The organism is Pseudoalteromonas sp. M8 (genome assembly GCF_018141365.1).
GTDB lineage: Bacteria > Pseudomonadota > Gammaproteobacteria > Enterobacterales > Alteromonadaceae > Pseudoalteromonas.
The window spans coordinates 522,176-540,689 of record NZ_CP047240.1 but is presented as its reverse complement, the minus strand read 5'-3'; the positions used below and the strand labels follow the sequence as shown (position 1 = coordinate 540,689).

Annotated in this window: 15 protein-coding genes; 2 read left to right on the top strand and 13 right to left on the bottom strand. The window is 41.8% G+C overall.

Translation table 11 applies throughout. The features are described 5' to 3' along the window. Positions 1-4: 4 nt before the first annotated feature. The 8 genes from GSF13_RS07520 to GSF13_RS07485 all read right to left on the bottom strand — a co-directional run bounded on the left by GSF13_RS07520 (position 5) and on the right by GSF13_RS07485 (position 9,353). Positions 5-799 carry a TauD/TfdA family dioxygenase gene (locus tag GSF13_RS07520; RefSeq protein WP_010605839.1) on the bottom strand — a complete coding sequence of 265 codons (795 nt, stop codon included), beginning with the start codon at positions 797-799 and terminating at the stop codon, positions 5-7. Then, positions 799-1,779: an isocyanide synthase family protein gene (locus GSF13_RS07515; protein WP_010605840.1), complete on the bottom strand. Its 981-nt coding sequence runs from the start codon at positions 1,777-1,779 to the stop codon at positions 799-801. The genes GSF13_RS07520 and GSF13_RS07515 overlap by 1 nt, the downstream gene beginning before the upstream one ends. A 16-nt stretch (positions 1,780-1,795) precedes the next feature. Further along, on the bottom strand, positions 1,796-3,412 hold the full coding sequence (locus tag GSF13_RS07510; RefSeq protein ID WP_206471829.1) for an NAD(P)/FAD-dependent oxidoreductase: 1,617 nt from the start codon (positions 3,410-3,412) through the stop codon (positions 1,796-1,798). Between the two features lie 9 nt (positions 3,413-3,421). Next, a complete protein-coding gene (locus GSF13_RS07505; RefSeq protein WP_211867683.1) occupies positions 3,422-4,600 on the bottom strand; it encodes a hypothetical protein in 1,179 nt (392 codons plus the stop codon). 8 nt (positions 4,601-4,608) lie between these two features. Continuing rightward, on the bottom strand, positions 4,609-5,400 hold the full coding sequence (locus GSF13_RS07500; RefSeq protein ID WP_010605843.1) for an outer membrane lipoprotein-sorting protein: 792 nt from the start codon (positions 5,398-5,400) through the stop codon (positions 4,609-4,611). Further along, positions 5,381-7,747 carry an MMPL family transporter gene (locus GSF13_RS07495; protein WP_211867681.1) on the bottom strand — a complete coding sequence of 789 codons (2,367 nt, stop codon included), beginning with the start codon at positions 7,745-7,747 and terminating at the stop codon, positions 5,381-5,383. Before GSF13_RS07495 ends, GSF13_RS07500 begins: the two co-directional genes overlap by 20 nt. 156 nt (positions 7,748-7,903) lie before the next feature. Continuing rightward, complete coding sequence (locus tag GSF13_RS07490) at positions 7,904-8,488, bottom strand: TetR/AcrR family transcriptional regulator (RefSeq protein ID WP_158299096.1); 585 nt, start codon at positions 8,486-8,488, stop codon at positions 7,904-7,906. Positions 8,489-8,843: 355 nt separating this feature from the next. Continuing rightward, positions 8,844-9,353: a DUF3016 domain-containing protein gene (locus GSF13_RS07485; protein WP_010605846.1), complete on the bottom strand. Its 510-nt coding sequence runs from the start codon at positions 9,351-9,353 to the stop codon at positions 8,844-8,846. 751 nt (positions 9,354-10,104) lie between these two features. Here GSF13_RS07485 and GSF13_RS07480 point away from each other — a divergent pair. After that, the gene (locus tag GSF13_RS07480; protein WP_211867679.1) at positions 10,105-11,622 is read left to right on the top strand and encodes a S41 family peptidase; all 1,518 of its coding nucleotides are present in this window, start codon (positions 10,105-10,107) and stop codon (positions 11,620-11,622) included. Between the two features lie 351 nt (positions 11,623-11,973). On the opposite strand, the gene GSF13_RS07475 is transcribed toward GSF13_RS07480, so the two are convergent. Both GSF13_RS07475 and GSF13_RS07470 read right to left on the bottom strand, forming a co-directional pair. Then, positions 11,974-12,168 (bottom strand): hypothetical protein, encoded by a 195-nt coding sequence (locus GSF13_RS07475; protein WP_010605848.1) that lies wholly within the window; start codon positions 12,166-12,168, stop codon positions 11,974-11,976. Positions 12,169-12,687: 519 nt separating this feature from the next. Further along, positions 12,688-15,111: a zinc-dependent metalloprotease gene (locus GSF13_RS07470; protein WP_211867677.1), complete on the bottom strand. Its 2,424-nt coding sequence runs from the start codon at positions 15,109-15,111 to the stop codon at positions 12,688-12,690. Between the two features lie 154 nt (positions 15,112-15,265). On the opposite strand from GSF13_RS07470, the gene GSF13_RS07465 reads away from it, so the two are divergent. Next, the gene (locus GSF13_RS07465) at positions 15,266-16,234 is read left to right on the top strand and encodes a class 1 fructose-bisphosphatase (protein ID WP_010374260.1); all 969 of its coding nucleotides are present in this window, start codon (positions 15,266-15,268) and stop codon (positions 16,232-16,234) included. Positions 16,235-16,301: 67 nt separating this feature from the next. Here the strand turns inward: GSF13_RS07465 and GSF13_RS07460 are convergent, their stop codons facing one another. The 3 genes from GSF13_RS07460 to GSF13_RS07450 all read right to left on the bottom strand — a co-directional run bounded on the left by GSF13_RS07460 (position 16,302) and on the right by GSF13_RS07450 (position 18,430). Then, a complete protein-coding gene (locus GSF13_RS07460) occupies positions 16,302-17,141 on the bottom strand; it encodes a sulfurtransferase (protein ID WP_211867675.1) in 840 nt (279 codons plus the stop codon). Between the two features lie 4 nt (positions 17,142-17,145). Continuing rightward, complete coding sequence (locus tag GSF13_RS07455) at positions 17,146-17,547, bottom strand: adenylyltransferase/cytidyltransferase family protein (RefSeq protein WP_211867673.1); 402 nt, start codon at positions 17,545-17,547, stop codon at positions 17,146-17,148. A gap of 232 nt (positions 17,548-17,779) precedes the next feature. Further along, the gene (locus tag GSF13_RS07450; protein ID WP_174170467.1) at positions 17,780-18,430 is read right to left on the bottom strand and encodes a hypothetical protein; all 651 of its coding nucleotides are present in this window, start codon (positions 18,428-18,430) and stop codon (positions 17,780-17,782) included. Positions 18,431-18,514: the final 84 nt, after the last annotated feature.

Sequence of the window (18,514 nt, the reverse complement as noted above, 5' to 3'; positions counted from 1 at the left end):
ATTACTATAGAATATGAACCCGTTTTAGATGACGATTTAAGCCGCTTCCTTCAAAGCGACTGCGTCCATGTAATAAAGCTAGATTATCCACAAACACAAACTCGCCTTTCCTCCAACTATGTTTATAAAAGTAGTTCGACGAGTAAAGTAACGAGTTCATTTCTTTCAAAAAGACGTCACTTTGATAAGTATCAAAACCTATCACCTGTGCCTCAACTGGATTCACTGCCATATTATCTTTATTGAAAGGTTCAATATAACGCATGCGAGGCTTGCCTGTCTTAGGGTGACGGCTTATTAAAGGAACTTCAATCACCCCTCCATAGTGGGCTTTCTTTTCCGTTTCATAACGGATCCGAATTTGCTTCCATTGCTCAATGGTATCGTTCGGTAGACTTTCTAGTAACCGTGTTGTATTCAAAAATGTAGTCTCTCCACCACCGGAGCTGGAACTACTCTGCAAGCATTGAAAGAAGTTAAACCTTGGCTCTTCTGAGGCGAATGCTCCGTCCCAGTGCAGCTCTACCTTACCCTCACTGAAAATATGATTTTGCGGTTGCTCTTGTATTTTTAAATCAAGTACATAACCGAAGTCCCACTGCAAAAGCGGACCGATCTCTTTAGCTACTAACTCCATATCAGTATCATTGAGGGGCTCAAATCCTTTGAGCACAACCAGTCCTTGAGAAAATATTTCATCGATCAATGACGCAATATTAAGACGCTCAACTCGTTGACAAGCCATAGAAGTTGCATCAATGACAACTCCAACGCTATCCAAGGCTTTAATTGTATCCATCACTCCGCTCCTCGATGAATACGCTCAAAATGGCTTGCACGGCCTTCGTTAAACACCAATACACAACCTAACTTCTCAGCTTGTTCACGCGGCATGAGTTGATAACTTGTATTATCCTTCACCAATACTGAATGCCATGGCGTTGTCCAGACATCAGTTTGTGAAACTAAAGAAATACCAATTTTTTCAGACACTAAGTATTGAGGGTGAATTGATAGGCGTAACGCTTCAGGTAAGTGATCTTTCAACAATCGACTCCATGCATTACTCCTTTGGATCACTCGGTAGGCAGCTGTTTTAGCAACTTTTTGCAACGCTGTGCGGCTATAATCCGAAAACTTTTCAATGCCAGAGAAATCCTCCAACATAAAGCGTGTTATGCCTTTATACATCGTGGACGCTTCTTTTTCATTTTTCACTCGTTGACGTAAGTCTGACAAGCTCTCTCCGTAGCGGATCATCAGCTCTTCACGAAGTACAGTAAAGTCATCAACTTTGTCAAATACATCTTCTAAATTAAAGAATTCAAAATAGTTAGGGTAATGACGAGCCGCGTATTGGCGTAGTGTATTTACGTACTGACTGACATGTGAATCCGTGACATGAATGATATCGGCAAAAACACGACCATCAGAACAAATTGTTACTTTTGCACCTGGTTCATAAATAGATTCAATCTGTTTACAGAGATTGACTAAGCGTTCAAATGCATAGAACTCCCCTTTATCAGGCAAGAAACCCAGTGTTTTCGTTCTATTTGGTGACTTTGCAGGGAAAGCTGGCAATACCATATTAATAGGTTCGTTATTTGCGATGAATTGCTCGACTCTCTCCACATGCCCCGCGATCTGCTCAGTGAATGGTGCGTTATCTTCTATAGGTAACAAACGGCGTTGCTCAAAAATTAGTGAAATAATATCTTCTGCTAACGACTGTATTTGACAATCCTGGATGCGGTGTTTAATAGCTAAATTTTCCATTTTCTTTGCCTAATTATTATATGTGAAAAAGCTGCATAGCATGGGTAAGTGATAATTTATCTTCGATAGCAGCTTGAACTACCATCGGCATTTTTTCTTCGTCAAAGTCGACCTTTTGAATTTCACATAAGCTACGTAAAAACCCCTGATAGGTGACTTCCAAAAGTGCATGATCTAACTCAGCAATCGCCGCATCGTCTAACATTGCACCTCTTGTATGTGCGTGTTTCATACGTTGTCGCGTAAGTTCAATATCGAAAAAGTGTCCACGATTGTAGCGGTATTCATACCCTTTGATTAATTGAATAAACTCATCTTTTAATACGTGAATGCGTGCAATCGCAGCATTTTCTATCATCGCGATAGCTTTTTGATTAACTTCGTCTTGACTCATTCCATGCTGGCTTGGGCAATAACCATAACGACGAGACATAGAGGACGGTAAAATAAAACCAAACCAATGCATTAGTAATGCTTCAAAATGCGTTTTATGTACTTCATAACTACCATGGTAGTTACCTGTAATGTGCAACATAAAACTCTCATACCAAGAAAGAAGGTACGCATTGAATGCCTTTGTTTTACCAGCAAACACTTCTGCATCTTCGGCGATATCCGCCTCAATAAGCTCGCCAATCATGCGGTTAGCATCGGTTAGGTAAGCAGAACCTGGTGATAACAAGGGATCTAAAAAGGCTGATGACATTCCAGTTAAGAACCAGCGTTCTGTAGAAAAGGATTGCTTTGCCTTTCTAGATAGTCGCTTCATCGAGGTGTAATCTAATAATTCAGCGTGCTGTCCTAGAATTTCATTGAGTGCTTGATGAGAGCGTAAAAACTGCTCAAATTCTTCAGCTGAACGAATATTTAAATTCACTTCATTATTTTTAGCAGTAATCCCTATGCTAAAGGTGTCTTGATTCAATGGAATTAACCAAATCCAATATCCTTTATACATAAAGTGATTGGTAGCCAGTGCTCTACTCGTAAAGTTCGATCGAGCACGCCACTCATCACTTCCAAGGTGATCAATCAGCTCAATATGCTTAAACCTTCCCCAGTATGAACTCACAGGGTGGCGATCATTTTGTGATTCAATTAATCCAAGCTGTTTACCCAACGGTGAATTAAAGCCAGATGCATCAACTAAATAACGACAAGTATAAGTGCTACCACTGCTGGTAACGACAGTGTGTCCTTGTTGCGCATCGAGACTAATTTCATTAACTGTAGTGCCCATTACAACATCGACACCTAGTTCACGATTGAACTGCACCATATCGTTATCAAACTTTTCGCGGTCAATTTGATGCGCAGGGATGCCATGATACCAACTACGCCCAAGCTCACTCAGTTCTTCCACACTTAAATCGCGGTTATCACTATCAAAGTAAAAACGCAGCCCATGTTTGTATAGGTGGTTTGTTTCAAGATAAAAACCAAGCTTTAAATCGTTTGCCATGTAGTCCCAAAAAGACTCCAGTGTCGACTCTCCAACCCAACTATTAAACGCCTGCTTTCTCTCTATAACCGTAATTTTCATATCTGGATGAGCCAATTTTAGTTGTCTTGCCAAGCAAGCCCCCGCCATTGAACCACCAATAATCAATACATCTGCGTATTGGCTTACCATAATTTCTCCTTAAAGGTAGTAAGTCAGCCTAAGTTCTATAAAATCATCATCTTTAAACCCGTAGGTCGCATCACGCTGGGTTTGCTCTAAAAACAAGTTTGCTTCAAGCGCTAGACTCAAGTGACTGGAGAGCCTAGTCGAAAATTCGGTTTTAATGGTGTGAGCCCCAGTATCGTTATCGATTAAGACCCCAGTAATCATGCTCGTATCATCAACATCATTCCACGCGAGTCGCATGCCAATAAATGTCGCATCTTGATAGAGACGATTTAGATTCACCTGTTCTTCGGTATCTCTATGTAACTCCATGAGTAAACTGAGATCTTTGTTGGAATTGGCGATGCCGTAAAAGTAGTATTCGGCACCGACTACATAAGCCCAGCTTTTCCCTCCCATTTGGTGATGGCGATGTACCGCTTCAACCTTCCCAAGCAGGTACTCAGACGTCCACTGTAAGTCCAATGCTGTTTGTTGAAGGCGCCGATAAATGGCATCGAACTCTTGATTATCATTAGGGCGTATAACGGGCTCCCTGTCGATGCCGTCGAAGTAGTAAGTTCCGACATCCCAATCACCTAGCACACCGCGATAACCTAATAAGTAGCTACCTCTATAATTAGCATCTCGGCCTACAAATTGCTCATCGGTCACAGCTAGTGGCAACGACAAGCGGTCATCAGGAAGGCCGAAATCACGCTCACGAAAATAAGGTAAAGACATGGCAAACCAATGACCATTATCAGTAAAATGCTGATAATGGAGTAGTAATTCTCCAAGCTTAGCCTCGTTATCCAAATTTCGTGTCGGCTGTTTTTGATTGACGATATCAACCAAATGACGAGACTCTGCAACTCCCCAAAAAACAGTATTTACACCAACATTCAACTGTCCTTGAGAGAAAGAACGAGTGATATATGCTTCTTGAATGTCGAATGCCCTTATCCCCTCATTTTTCGCTGCACTCAATACAGGTTTAAGCCCTCCGCTTAAGCCTGTCTTTGGGTTTTCAAAATCCAGCTCCCACATCAATTTAGCATCGAACTCTCGGTCAAGTTGTGAGGCTCTCATCGGAGAGCCATTATACTGCCGAGTGCTAAGGTCAATGCTGGTGCTACTTTGCCATTCCATCTCAGCTTTCGCATACGGAATGCAAGATAGCACAACAGCAAGCATCGCCTTGAGTCGCATACCACCCCCTATTTCAACGACGATTTAATAAAGTCGCGAGCACTCAAGGAAATATCAAATTGGTAGTCTGAAAACTCTAATATCGTCTTTTTGCCCGACTGGTGATTTTCCATTGTCATGGTAAGCGGACGCCAGTACGCCTGTTGATATAACTTGTAGTTATCTAGGCTCAATGTTTTTAAATGACTGCCTTTTCTATCGTAGAAGTCTATTTTTCTAACTTGATAATCCTTGGTATCTATTAATGCACGTTGTTTGGTATATCCCGAGTTTTCATATTTTGGAAACCGATCTATCACCGCACATGTCAGCTCACCACACGCCTCTTCCGCTACATATTCATAGCTATACTTATTGAGTTCTTGAGCCGTAAAATCTTCAAACGCAAACTCGCTGCCAACAAATGGTCCCGATTTGTTTGCAGAAGAGATCCGTTTAACACGCTTAAGCGCTGGGAGATATAACCACTGATCATCAGCATCTATAATTTGCGCATGTGAAAGCAGCTTGGTTTCTTTTACATCTGCAGGAGAGTTAAAAATGATAAGGCTTTTGTCACCCTTGTCTTCGTCTGCCACTTCCATGGTTTTCATGGTCAATAAACGTTCGGTTTCTTGGCCTTTCTTGTCTATCAAACGCATTTTTAAATCAACCGCACTGACTTCAAAACCTCGATCTGAACGATCTGCTTTAGCTGCTATGTTGTAGCCTAGATTGTCTTGCGTTGCGTTGCTGGCAAAAGGTATAACCAGCAATCCGATTGCTAAATGCGATAAAAACTTAGACGTTGTAGATTTCATTTTTCGTTCCTTCTTGAATAGGCGCTTTGCTCGCTTGCTTTGATCTTTTAGCCAGTAACATAAGCAGCGCGGGTAAGAATAAAAAGTCCACGATGAGTGCCATGACAATGGCAAGTGCAGTTAGCAGCCCCATCTGCGCATTGATCATAAAGGTTGAATAGGCCAACACTGCGAAGCCGCCAGCCAGAATAAATGTGGTCAGTAAAATAGCTTCACCGACGGTTTCAAAGGCATACTTCACCGCACCTGCTGGGTCCAATCCCTGCTCTCGCCTCGCCCGTAAATACTTGGATAGGAAATGCACGGTATTATCAACAATGATCCCTAAAGAAGTTGAAGTTACCGTAGCCGCCGCCACACCAACTTGACCGACCAATATAGCCCAAATACCAAAAGTGAATAGCATCGGAATTGTGTTGGGTAGAATACTTGCGATCCCATATTTAATACTTCTCAGCGTCATCACCATAATCAAGGTGATCACGATAACGGCAATTAAATTACCGCTGAGCATGCTTTCTGCGTTACGCTGGAAAATATGTGAGAACATTACGGTCGCACCGGTTGCTTTAGCATGCATAGCATCTGGTGTATGGTCGACTAACCAAGCCTCAGTACGAGCGATAAAAGATTGGATCTGGCCAGTTGAGAGGTTATCTAGAGTCAAGCTTACTCGAGTTGCCGATTTATCCATACTGATCCTATCCGTCAGGTCTAACCCAAATGGCAAGGACATTTCATAAAGCAGAAGATACTGCGCTGCTAACTCTCTATCTGCTGGTAAACGATACATACCGGTATCATCTTGATGCATATTTTTGTTGAGACGCTTAACAATATCCGTGTAACTATAGACATGAACCACCTCTGGTTGCATTCTCAGCCACTGTGTAAATTGATTCAGATTGGTAAGATATTCAGGCTCACTGATCCCGCCTACTTTGCCACTTTCAACATCAAACTCAACCACATAAATACCAGTAAGGTTTTCCATGGTAAAATCGGTATCACGGCGAAACTCCACTCGATGATCGAAGTACTTCACAAACTCATCATTGAGATCAATATTGGGGACCACGTAGGCACTAGCCGCAATCGCAACAACAGTAAATAGCAAAATAGCTCGATACTTCTGCGCTACAGCACCACCAAAACGACCTAGGTAATGAGATAACATGCTTGTACGAGTTGCATAGCTCTTTTTGTCTGGCAAAATGGCGATCAGGCTGGGTAGTAAAATTAGAGATAATACCCAAGCAGCAGCAATACCAAATGCTGTAATGTTGCCCAAATCTGCAAATGGAGGGGCATCCGACATGTTAAGAGTTAAAAAGCCTACAATTGTAGTCAAACTAGTTATAGATACGGGAACGAAGTTAATTCGTAAACTTTCCACTATCGCGTGATTTTTTTCGTGTCCTGCTTTTCTTGCAGCATAGTAAGACAACAAAACGTGTATGCTGTCAGCTATCGCTAGCGTTAGAATAATAGTTGGTGCGGTTATCGAAATAGGAGTTAATTGAATACCAACGTAGCCACTGACCCCCATAGCCACAACACTTGAGAAAATCACCACAGATACAGCTGCAATAGTTCCTGGAAAACTGCGTAATCCACAGTACATTACAATGATCAAAACCAAATACATGATAGGCGTAAGGGTTTCGGCATCTTGCTGCCCTGACTCACTAAACGCATTGTTTAGCATCGAAATTCCAGAAAGCGCAAACACTAAATCAGGATTCTCTTGCTGTGCTTTTGCAACTATTTCGCGAACATGTTTTACCGCTGTCGGTACTTCAGTCAGTGATTCACCTGGGTACTGAACGGTAATATTGATACCTGTCGTCTTACCATTATTTGCGATCAAGCGCTGTTTTAATAAGGGTTCTTGTTGTGCAATTTCCGCTTTTTGTAAAATGTCTTCTTCACTTAATGACTGGACGTTTTTCATCAAGTCCGCAACTATCAGCTCATCTCCCTCCGCGTAACTATGCTGAAAGTTAGTCACAGAGTCGACTCGACTAGCATAGGGTGTTTGCCACGCAGCCTCTGTCAGCTGTTCAACCACCATTGCGTGCTGTTTGGATAAACCGTTACCCGCCTTTTGATGTACAACAATAAGAATATTATCGTTCTTGGTGTACTTATCCTGAAAAGCTTCAAAAGCCAGTAGTTCGGGGTTTGAAGCACTAAAAAATGCCCGATAATCATTAGAAAATGTTAACCCTTTTGCCCCAATACCAATTGCAATACAAGACATGATACTGAAGAGTAAACACAAGTATTTATATCTAGTGACAAACTCACCGAGTCGCTTAGCAACTCCTTCTAGCGATGATCCCATTGTCTCTCCTTAAATAACAGAACAATCATTCTGATATAAAATAAAAAAATAGCTAAAAGCTTTTCTTCACGATCACTTCTAGCAATTAAGCAAACGCTTTGGGTAATCTTTACTGATCACTCAATTCAAATCTTTATCACGACGTATTATCTTTCGTTACTTCTGCGCCATCATGTCAAAAATCGTAGTTAAGTAATGTCTCAGAGTTTCACGATGGAAATCTCCTTTTGCCATCACGGCTACACCTTGAAGCACGCCAAGTAAACAAAAGCTCAAGCTGTTTGCATCAATCTCTTTGCGAATCTCACCTTGCGCTTGCGCTTTTTCAATGAAATCTCGAAACTGCGCACTCAGCGCACTGTAGACCTGTTGCACCGCTGAATTCATATCAGAGTCGGATTCACCCACTTCTGTGGCCGTATTACAAATCAAGCAGCCATTAGCACCATGCTCTGCAATGTTTTGACTATACAAGTTAAAAAATGCAGTTAAGTCTGCCAAGCTGCCATCGCTTGCACTTAAACGCTTAAGCCCAGGCCCAATTTTACGCAGAGAATACTCCTGCAAACAGCGTTGAAACAATTCCTTTTTATTACCAAATTCTTGGTAAAACCCGTACCGACTGACACCAGTACAAGTGACTAACTGTTCCATGGAAGTATTCCTATATCCTTGCTTCCAAAACAGGATTGTCGCTTGTTCCAATGCTTTATCGACATTAAACTCTCGCGTTCTTCCCATAGGCTCCTCAAAAAACAGAATATACATTCTGAAATAAAAAAGTCAACAAAATCACAACAAAATAATAAAACCGTAACAATTGGATTGTTATGACTTTAGTTCAGCTTAGGTGCTTATAAAAGCATCCAACCTAAGTACGAAATAAGTAGTGAGTTACGATTAGAACTATTCACAACTCCAAGAAACAGTAACATGTATTTGAGGTAGGCAAAATATTTTGAGGTATAAAACTAAAAATTACTACAATAGAGTACGAGTAGTAGCGACTCATCTAACTTACTAATATTCAGCTAAAAGAAGATGAGAACACCCAGTCTCGGCGCTCTCATCAAGATCACCATAGCTGTTGATCAACTCAACTAGCTTTCTTCATTAAGTCATCTTCAAACCAGTCAGTTAAAAGACGCTTTTCGTAATAAAAGGATTCGTCCATTCCCCTTTTTATTCTATCCATGAATGACATATCTTTTAACGTCACGCCATTTTCCTCTGCGATGGTTTTACCAGACTTATCAGTTAACTTATAACTAATTTCAAAACGGGGGAAATGGATTGGTTTAATCACCCGAATATCAGTAGTACCATAATGAACATCACCTGCAAGATCTATATCATCAAAAGTAATCGCAAGCTTGTAACCCTCGGGTAAGTTAGTCGCTAATTCTTCTAGGTGTTTCTGTAGTTGCTTCTCAACCCGTTGATGAAACGAACCTCGCGTTTCATTACCTGGCCTAACATCGCGATACTCTTTAAAGTCCTTCCAAGTCACAGCGACTTCACCTGCATTGACAAACAAGGGAGTCATAAATAAAGCAAGTATTGCAATTTGTGTTTTCATCTTTGGATCTCCTTCAAACTCTACCATCACCTTACTCCTTCATTATGTGAAGTAAAGCAAGATCACACCCTTTTACGCAGTGTGACATTTGGCTACATTTACATCAATATAATAGTAAGACCGAAGTTATTGGTAAATGTTCTCAAACAGGTATAAACACCATGAAATGAACGATAACTTTCATTTTTCATCTGCGCTACACCCTCTACCTGCTCAGTGAATAGATCGGTAATATTTATTCTTCCGTCAGCGGTTAATCGCATAAAGTGTAGTCAATGGTTGCTAATGCCCCCTTAATATCTATCACTTCAGTCCTAAAAGTGTCGCGTAAATTTCCTATGTAACCACATTATCGATCTTAGATCAGACCTTATGACAGCCGCGACATTCAGAATTTAGGTACACCACAAGCTACGTCTTGAGGTATGTTTGCATGGTAAAGTTGGAGACATAGCCGCAGAACACGATGGTGAACGCGACATGTTGCCGAGTGATTTTTTTGCAGTAGTAAGGGAGTTACTAAGCTGAGCAACCAGCCTTCAGTTTTGATGATTTTTTAGGTCGGGATTTATCCTGCTATATCTCACTTGTCATTGTGAAAGAAATCACTACTTCTCGAATGTTTGTGCTGCATTAAAACCTAATCACATAAAAACAGGTTACATTTTACCGATTTGTTTGGTTTACTGGTCTATTAAATAACCTGAGCTTCGGATAATTAATACCTTATTCAAACCTCAGGTTCACGAGTCAGATTATAATAATTAAAAGAATTTATATGAAAAAAATGATTAACATCTCCCTTGGTACTTTAGCTAGTTGCCTTTCTGTGCTTGCAACGAATTCTCATGCGCTTGGAAATGACAACAATTCAACAGACAACCTGCCAAGCACAGCTTTGCAATGGCAAGCCGTAGCAAAACAAGATATCCATTACGCCTATCAGCAATCTGCTACTAATCACCCCGGTATATTGGATAGCCACAATCCTGGCTTTGCGCAGTTACTTGAAAACGCAAAACAACAAGCGTTAGTGCTTGCTGAAAAGATCAAAGATGCCCCTGGCTATGAGGCCACAATTGCCCGTTTTAATACTGTTTTACAAGATGGTCATGCTGGCGCTGTGGCGGTTTTACCAAAGGCGGTGAAGCAACCTAGGCGCTGGCCGGGGTTCTCGGTGGTTTGGCGTGGTGATGGTTTAAAAGTGTATTACAGCGAGCATGATAAAGTGACTAAGGGCGACAAGGTCATACGCTGTAATGATACGCCTATTAAGCCTTTGATGCGTAACACGTTGTTTAAGTTTCATGGTCAAGTTGAGCAGCCTGGTCATTGGTGGAATCAAGGGTGGCGATTATTAATCGACGACGGTAATCCATTTTTACCACCATTAAAAACATGCGACTTTATGCAATCGAATGGCGTGGCTTACAGTCTACAGTTACAGTGGGTAGAACGACCAGATAGCGTTAGTCAACACCTAGTAAATGCTTACAATGGCGATAAGTTGGAGGTCGGTTTACATTGGCCTGTTGAAGATATAGCCTGGATAGCAATGCCCACCTTTGCACCTAACGAAACAGAAAAATCAAATTACCAGAAACTATTTGCTGACTTAGCTAGGCAACGCGAACAACTTCTCACAGCTACAGCTGTGGTATTAGACCTTCGTCATAATCAAGGTGGTTCAACGTATTGGAGTTTGAAAATCGCCGAGCAATTATGGGGGCAGCAAATCGTTAATTATCGAAAAGATAAACATGACGAAAAATCACAGGTGTGGTGGCGAGCATCAAAAGATAATACTCAGTATGTAGAGTCGTTAATAACTGTATTACGCGACCAGCCTGAGATGCATGAAATGGTGAAAGCAGTGTCTGTAGGTATGCGTGCATCTTTAGAGGCTGGAAAGCCATTTTATGTAGAGCATAAGCCACAAGCAAACAATGCTTTAAAGCAGCTAGCTGAAAGTGACTTTAAAAATAAAGCGATAGTGATCGTGCCGGGGCAATGTGGCAGCGCCTGTCTGGGTGCTGTCGATACTTTTAAGTTGTTTTCAAATACAGTGTTATTTGGCGCTCCAAGTAGCTCAGATTCAACCTATATGGATGTAAGGTTGGCTGATACCCCATCAGGCTTGAGCAAGGTCATTATTCCTAATAAAGTCTATGTAAATAGAGCCCGTGGCAATGGTGATTTTTATCAACCTGACATCCCATTTAATGAGGTAGAGTGGACAACAGAAGCCATATTAGAGGGAATCAAAAAAGTGGCCGATAAAGGTGTTAGGCGCTAGGAGTTAGGTGCTGGGAATCTGGATGTCTGCTACCAATTTGCAGTTTATGATTTAAATTGAGAAAAATAATGCAAAAAAATAAAACCTTATTTGTCATTACACATCTGCTGAAGGGCTAATGAGGATTCTTAAAAATAGGCGGCTATGGGCTACACATCCACGGTATTTGGATGATATAGGGACGTTTAATTAGATTTTTTGGGGGGGTAAAGCAATGCTCCAAAGTGCTACAAAAAGACATAAAAAAACCTAACATCTGAATTGACCCTCAATGTTGGGCTCCAACTATTGGGGGTCGGTTCAAGCTAGGTGACTTTTTAATTTATCTATATTTTAGATAAGAATATGAGATTACATCTCTGGTCTATCAGTGTTACAGATTTCAATCGATAATGTATAAGTCGTAGGTCTGTCACAGTCGATTGAATTCAAGTTGCAGTTGTGTGTGACGAAACCACCACCAATTGCCGGAGTTGCCTTAACTGGCAGTGTTTTATTATCACGAGATAGGTTTTTGATGCTTTTTTTAGTTAGATGTAGTTTCATTTTCAATATTCCTGTTGAATTAGTAATTAATTATTCTGATATTTTTATTAGATTGAATACTAAAGATAATGTCACCATTGCTACAAAATACAATGTGCAGTGGATTATTCATAAGACATGACTCAATAGCATTAATTAAAGTTATCAAAATAGGAACTAGGTATCAACGGATTTTTGTACGTTTTTAATACCAACTTGCTTAATTAAGCTCTCTATTTTGAAGCGAGAAAGTCTTGTCAATAGCACAGCTACCGCATCCTGCTAGCACCAAGGTAACGACATCCATACAGATAAGAAAAACTTTCTACTCAATTGTTTTAAATAATAAAATCTTAAAACCAGCTGCGTCAAACTTGCTCCTTCAAATTAAGAAAGAAACTAGTATAAGTTCAAATGTAGCTGAAGATTTTTATTATTTTTTAACATGGCAAACGAACGCTTATGCGTTAATTTGCCATTATTATAGAGTGGTAAAGGTAAGCTTAAAGTAGCCAACCCCTTCTTTAAATCCAAGATCGTTTAGATCGGTGAGCCTGGTGGCATTTCAAGCGCTTTAAAGCTTTCAGGCCACTCTCCTGAATCTAGGTAGCGATTAATTTGCTGTGCTAGCATATGTTTAAACGCTTGCTCAAAAGCAACATCGCTAAATACCGACGACTGATTAAAGTCTTTCGCAACTTTTGCTAAATAAAACTTTAATTGCGCCTGAACTTCAGGTGCGACTTTATCGTTGTGACTCAGTTTTACAAGCTGAGTTGCACTTAGGTATTGCACTCGTTGCTGTAGCTTTTGAGCCATACCTTTGCTACCTGACTGGGCAAATACCTGCTGATATAAAGCATCTAAAAGTGCCTGTGTACCAAAATATTGGGGATCACGTGCGTGCTGCTGTGCAAGACGGTTTAATCGCTGTGGATTAAGCAGCAAGTCAAGGCTATGCTGTGCGGCGACTTCTGGTAATGCCATCGCATCGAGGGTTAGCCCAGTTCTTCCTTTAATACTTTCGCGAGTTTTGTACTCACCGTAAGCCTTAGGAGGTATTAACGCCAAAATAGAGTCAGGAATAGTCAACGCCGCAGGCGACAGCGTACTCAAAAGCGCATTGGCCGCATTTTGCTGCGCCTCTTTAGCCACAACTTTCGCCCCTTTTATTACCTCGTCACCGCGAACTTCATAGTCGTAATCCACGCCGCCAATCAATTTTACTGCAGCTTCAACTTGATAACGATGGAAAAGATACAGTGGTACCAGTTTCTCCTCTAGCTGCGACAGAGCAACTCCTTTTTGAATGCTGTGAATACCAAAGCTATTCAACGCCTGCTTGCGAACATCCAACACACGCAGTAATTCGGCAGCAGGATCTGCCCCATTATCCCAAAGATGTGCCGTTGGGTGCGCTCCGCCTTGTGCTCTGGCGTCTGAATCAGAGATAAACTCAAGCCCTTGCGCCTTATTTTCAGCAAGAATAGCTGCAAGCTCAGTGGCTTCATCAGCGCCAGCGAAATCACTATAACCATATTTAATCACTTGTGTATCCCACACGCCCATGCCTTTTGCGTAGCCCTTGGTAATATCAAGTTGGCCATTTTCAAATCCCACCAGCGGATGAGGATAGTCCATGACTGACGCGCGATCCTTTACCGACGCTGAGAAGTTGTGTGCAATGCCCAACGTGTGGCCAATTTCATGTGCACTCAGCTGACGAATACGGTCTAGTGCCATAGCATGAAGTCGCTCAGTCACCTCATTACCCTCAACAAATGGTGCAGAAAGTGCTTCGGCGATAAGAATATCTTGACGGACACGCAGCGAGCCTAGCGTCACGTGCCCTTTTAAAATTTCACCGGTACGTGGGTCAATCACCGACGCGCCGTATGACCACCCACGAGTAGCACGATGCACCCACTGGATCACGTTATAGCGAATATCCATAGGATCGGCATTATCAGGAAGTACTTTGACTTGAAACGCATTTTTGTAGCCAGCAGCTTCAAATGCTTGATCCCACCATTTAGCACCATCAAGTAATGCTGTTTTGACCGGCTCAGGTACGCCAGGATCAAGATAGTAAACAATTGGCTCTACGGCCTCCGAAACTTGTGCTGTTGGGTCTTTTTTCTGTAAACGGTGGCGTGGGATATAACGCACAAACATTGACTGTCCAAGCGGCGCTGAGTAGTCCTTATGCTCGATACTCCAATAACCCGATTGCGGATGAAACGCACGTGGCTGGTAGTTATCGTCAGGCAGCTCAATTAAAGAATGGTGCTGATGTACTGTAAGCGCATAAGGATCTGCACTCACCTGACGTACATATTCACCTGGCTTTGTCCCTTTGAAAGTCAATACGGCTTCAAGTTCTGTGTTTTTAACAAATGCCTTTGAACGCGACATAAACACAGCGCTGCGGCTTGAGTCTAAGCTAAAACTACCTTGATTACGATTTGCCAACGTGCGAGAAACACCATGCACATCGCTGAGTAGATAAGGCGTGTAGTCAACCAACACACTGTCTTTGTCTTCTGCAACCACGTTGAACCCGTGTAGAATGCTTGAAGCAAACGCCTCTTTAACGCTTTGCTTTTCGGCCATATTATTCGCACTTGCGCGATAATATGTGTTGATAGCACGCAGCATGACCTTATCACCAAAACGTTCAAACTGAACTAAGTGCGTACCACCTAACTGCCCGCGGTCTAAACCTATATCATTCGAACCTACACCATAAGGTAAACTATGCTGTAACAAGAAAGGGGCGTCTAGTTTGTCGATGTCTAAGTACAGTTTGCCGCTCGAATCATCGCTATAGAAGGCGTAAAAACCGGGATGATGATTAAAACTGGCAGTAAATTCATCAATAGACTTAATTGCTGCGTGTGCTTGGGTTATCATACACAGTAGCAAAGCGGATACAGTTTGAGTGAAGCACGTTATTTTTCTCATGGCTGCTCTTTGTTATTTATGGTTTTGAGGCTTAACCCCAGTTGTATATGAAATCGTATACAATTTACAGTCTTTCAAGACGAATTACAGCGCTGTTTATGGCACCTCTCACACTATTTATTGCCATAAACACAAGGTGATCAGGATTTAAAAAATGCGTAGACTCCCTCCGGTGTTAATTGAAGATGGTTGTTCTCGTGAGTTGGTTTCTCTAATCAGAACCATTCTCGCGGCATGTAAAGAAATATCGTTCCGTGTTGGCCAAGGTGCACTTTCAGGTGTATTAGGTTCAACCTTAGATGAGAACATTCAAGGTGAAACGCAAAAGAAGCTCGATGTACTTTCAAACCAGCTATTGAAAGATATTTTGCTTGAATCTGGCTATGTCAAAGCCATCGCTTCTGAAGAAGAAGATTACACCGTCGCCGGCAATCCAAAAGCGAACTATATTGTCGCTTTCGATCCGTTGGATGGTTCATCCAATACCGACATTAACTCACTAGTTGGTACTATTTTCTCTATTATGGAAGCCCCTGAAGGTTCAGATCCTAGCGATCCTGCAATCTTTATGCAGCCAGGTCATAAACAAGTAGCAGCGGGCTATGTGTTATATGGCCCATCAACCATGTTAGCGCTATCAACCGGCAAGGGAACTCGCTTGTTTACCCTAGACAAAACACACGGTAGCTTCCTACTCACGCAAGACTTTGCTGCCATTCCTGAAGACACCAAAGAGTTTGCCATCAACGCTTCAAACCAACGCCACTGGACCCCAGCAATGCAAAACTACATTGCCGATTTACTTGAAGGTGAAACCGGACCGCGTGGTAAAAACTTCAATATGCGCTGGATTGCGGCAATGGTTGGCGATGTTCACCGCGTATTATGCCGTGGCGGACTATTCACTTATCCAGAAGATCGCAAAGATCCAAACAAGCCATTTAAACTTCGCCTACTTTACGAAGCCAATCCAATGGCGATGCTTATCGAACAAGCAGGCGGTATTGCCCACACTGGGCGTGAACGCATTTTGGATATTCAACCTGAAGAAATACACCAACGCGTTGGTGTTATCTTAGGTTCAAAGCACGAAGTTGAAGCGTGCCTTGCTTATCATAAGTGATCTATTTTGAAGCGAGAAAATAGCTCACTTCGCAAATGAAAAAGGTGCCATTGGCACCTTTTTCACATTAAATAGTGGTATAAGTCGTCTCAACGGGCACATCGGGATCAGCGCCCCATTCACTCCACGAGCCGTCATATACCGTCAAATGTTCATAACCTAGCTCGTCAGCCACCAGCGCTAAAATACAAGCTGTAACACCTGAGCCACAAGAGAATATCAGAGGCTTAGTTTTGTCCTTTGATAAGTCGCTATACAGCACTTCAAGCTCGATGAGTGGTTTAAAACAGCCATCAGCATTTAGCAAACTCGTATATGGTAGGTTTTTACTTTTAGGTACATGACCGCTGCGCATATCTACACGAGGTTCTTGCTCTTCACCAGTAAAGCGCTTTGCACCTCTAGCATCAAATAGATAACTCAGTTCAGCATCAATATTACTAAGCACAGCCGCTTTATCGACAAATGCTGTTTCGTCATATGCAGCGACAAAGTTTCCTGCTTGTTGGACTTGCGCGTATGCTTGACTCAAAGGGTATTGTTTTTCACACCAAGCAGGTAACCCGCCATCCAGTACATACACTTGTTTATGACCCATCATTTTGAGCATATACCAAGCTCTGGCAGCGCTAAACATGCCCTTATCATCGTAAGCGACTAACACATCATGTTGGTTGATACCAAGCTGTCGCATTTCTGCTTGAAATTGAGCTGGACTGCAGCACATATTGGGTGATGTAGCATAGGGATTAGCTAGCGCACCACTAATATCAAAACGCAGCGCGCCTTGAATGATTGCAGGGGCGTTATAAGGGCCTGACTGACCCGGTTTCACAATACCAGCATCCAATACTTTCACTTTGCCAAGGTTTGCAAAGAGCCATTCCCTATCGACCACATGCTTCATGCTATTACTTTCCTTCGGGTCTGCGTACGACCTCTATTATTTCCGTTGTTGAAATTGATGGAGTGCGCTCTAAATAAACCACATCACAGATATCTTTATATATATCGAACTTACCTTTCCAATCATCACCCATCACCAGAACATCCGCATCAAAGTCTTTGATATATTGCGCTTTTAGCTCCAGAGATTCTTCCACAAACACCTCATCCACAAATCGCAATGAGCAAATGATTTTTAGGCGATCTGCTATTGAGTATATTGGATTTCTACCCTTTTTCGCAAAGTTAAGTTCATCTGATGAGATCCCCACAATAAGATAATCACCCAGTGCTTTCGCTCGCTCTAAAATATTGACATGACCAACGTGGAATACATCAAAGGTTCCAAATGTGATAACTTTTTTCAACTTGGCTCTCTTCATTCGTTAATAAGTTTATGTGTAAACACTATATGAAGTATCAACAGCACCTTCTAATCTTATGAACTATAAGTACCGAAGGTAGAATGTGATTGTAGCATTCATTGATTTTCTTACAACGATATGACGCTTTTGGGCGTTTACTTGATTGGCTTTTAAAGAAGTGTGAAAACGTTATAACCAAGTCACTTCTGCGAAACAACTTGGTTATACGGTGTTGTTAGTACTGTCTGACTTCTAGGTTTACTTCAAAACCATCAAAGTCATAAGCGTCATTATCTGTCGCTAAATCAGTCCAGCCACCACCATTGGAAGCCCATGGAGTGAACGTCGAGTTCCCAACTTCTCGCCCACCCCTATCAGATACTCGCAAGCCGATACGAAAATCGCTTAAAGAGCGGCTACTGTTCCAAGCTCTGGTTTCAATGCGAATGCGAAAAGCATCAGGGTCGAATCGGTTTGTATCAAATGCCATACCAGACCAACCACCACCTTCACTCGCCCAAGGAGTGTATTGCCAGTATCCAAAATCACCTCGGCCGCCTCGGTCTGCAGCTTGGATAGCTAATCGGAAATCACGGTTTGTCGGGATCTGGTTAAGTACAGATAAGTGTAAACGTAATGCATCGGGGTCATATGCATCTCGATCAACAGCCCAATCAGACTGAACATTAGAACCTGCAGAAAGATACTTAGTATACTCTACAGCACCAGGGTCTCTGCCACGATCATCTAGAGCTTGTAGTCCTATACGGAAATCGTAATTCGAACCTGTACCAGCTAAATTAACAGTTGAATCAATTTGCTCTGCCGCAAAAGTAGATATGCTAACGCCCAGTGAGCACATAAGCATGATAGATTTAAACTTCATGTAAAACTCCTTTTATATAAATGTGTAGTACCAATTTGATACCTAGGAATTTTACGACTCAAAACATGATAATTTAATGTAAAT

What these genes read in the sequence shown, in the direction of transcription:
- GSF13_RS07485 (WP_010605846.1), bottom strand. Translation starts at nt 9,353, where the DNA reads ATGGTAGAGTTTGAAGGAGATCCAAAGATGAAAACACAAATTGCAATA.
- GSF13_RS07500 (WP_010605843.1), bottom strand. Translation starts at nt 5,400, where the DNA reads ATGAAATCTACAACGTCTAAGTTTTTATCGCATTTAGCAATCGGATTG.
- GSF13_RS07515 (WP_010605840.1), bottom strand. Translation starts at nt 1,779, where the DNA reads ATGGAAAATTTAGCTATTAAACACCGCATCCAGGATTGTCAAATACAG.
- GSF13_RS07505 (WP_211867683.1), bottom strand. Translation starts at nt 4,600, where the DNA reads ATGCGACTCAAGGCGATGCTTGCTGTTGTGCTATCTTGCATTCCGTAT.
- GSF13_RS07475 (WP_010605848.1), bottom strand. Translation starts at nt 12,168, where the DNA reads ATGAAACTACATCTAACTAAAAAAAGCATCAAAAACCTATCTCGTGAT.
- GSF13_RS07450 (WP_174170467.1), bottom strand. Translation starts at nt 18,430, where the DNA reads ATGAAGTTTAAATCTATCATGCTTATGTGCTCACTGGGCGTTAGCATA.
- GSF13_RS07520 (WP_010605839.1), bottom strand. Translation starts at nt 799, where the DNA reads ATGGATACAATTAAAGCCTTGGATAGCGTTGGAGTTGTCATTGATGCA.
- GSF13_RS07470 (WP_211867677.1), bottom strand. Translation starts at nt 15,111, where the DNA reads ATGAGAAAAATAACGTGCTTCACTCAAACTGTATCCGCTTTGCTACTG.
- GSF13_RS07465 (WP_010374260.1), top strand. Translation starts at nt 15,266, where the DNA reads ATGCGTAGACTCCCTCCGGTGTTAATTGAAGATGGTTGTTCTCGTGAG.
- GSF13_RS07460 (WP_211867675.1), bottom strand. Translation starts at nt 17,141, where the DNA reads ATGAAGCATGTGGTCGATAGGGAATGGCTCTTTGCAAACCTTGGCAAA.
- GSF13_RS07480 (WP_211867679.1), top strand. Translation starts at nt 10,105, where the DNA reads ATGAAAAAAATGATTAACATCTCCCTTGGTACTTTAGCTAGTTGCCTT.
- GSF13_RS07490 (WP_158299096.1), bottom strand. Translation starts at nt 8,488, where the DNA reads ATGGGAAGAACGCGAGAGTTTAATGTCGATAAAGCATTGGAACAAGCG.
- GSF13_RS07495 (WP_211867681.1), bottom strand. Translation starts at nt 7,747, where the DNA reads ATGGGATCATCGCTAGAAGGAGTTGCTAAGCGACTCGGTGAGTTTGTC.
- GSF13_RS07510 (WP_206471829.1), bottom strand. Translation starts at nt 3,412, where the DNA reads ATGGTAAGCCAATACGCAGATGTATTGATTATTGGTGGTTCAATGGCG.